The organism is Tritonibacter sp. SIMBA_163, from assembly GCF_046535935.1.
Taxonomy (GTDB): Bacteria; Pseudomonadota; Alphaproteobacteria; order Rhodobacterales; family Rhodobacteraceae; genus Epibacterium; species Epibacterium scottomollicae.
Map to the genome: position 1 here is coordinate 1 of NZ_JAWJBP010000198.1, position 341 is coordinate 341.

At 30.8% G+C, this 341-nt stretch carries 1 protein-coding gene; it reads left to right on the plus strand.

Going from position 1 to position 341, the window contains the following annotated elements:
• A partial coding sequence (locus tag R0J92_RS22075) for an LPD29 domain-containing protein (RefSeq protein ID WP_411053226.1) occupies positions 1–341 on the plus strand: 341 nt, incomplete at both ends.

Genomic DNA, 341 nt, shown 5'->3' on the forward strand with positions numbered 1-341 from the left:
GAATCTTTAGAAGTTGCTAACGATATCACTAAAAACAAAATTACATATATTGATGCGGAAAATAAAAACAAAAAAGTAAAAAAGAATGACTTTAATCTCTGGAAAGCTACACAGTGGACACCATTTGAAGTTGATAAAGAACAAGATGAAAAAAGCATAGCTAAAGAGATTAAAAAGCATTTAACCAAACGTTTTCCACACTGTAAGTTTTCTGTTACATCTAGTTATACTTCTATGACAAGCAGTATCAACATTCAGATTAAGAAGACACCATATGAGAAAAAGAGCGTTTATCTTTCTGCGATTCGTGTTTATTGTGAAACTTTACTTAATCACTACCG